A 276-nucleotide genomic window follows, 5' to 3' on the forward strand; every position below is an offset into this window, starting at 1 on the left:
TGACTTAACTAAACGCATTAAATGATTATGTTTATTTGCCACACATTACATTGAACTGACCGAGCTGGCGAAAGAAACTGATATTGATAACTACCATGTCACAGCAAAAGAAATCAATGGCAACCTCATTTTGTTACATAAAGTCCAACCTGGGCCTGCGAGCCAAAGTCACGGCTTACAAGTAGCAAAATTGGCGGGTATTCCTGCCAGTGTGATCAACGAAGCACATAATCGTCTGAAAATTTTAGAGAAGCAACAACTGCAAAAACCTAAAGT

At 39.5% G+C, this 276-nt stretch carries 1 pseudogene; it reads left to right on the forward strand.

The window, feature by feature from the left end:
* Positions 1–276: pseudogene (locus ACG9ZB_RS17315) on the forward strand (MutS-related protein); the annotation flags it as partial.

It is taken from the genome of Acinetobacter johnsonii (assembly GCF_048551975.1).
GTDB classification, from domain to species: Bacteria; Pseudomonadota; Gammaproteobacteria; order Pseudomonadales; family Moraxellaceae; genus Acinetobacter; species Acinetobacter johnsonii_A.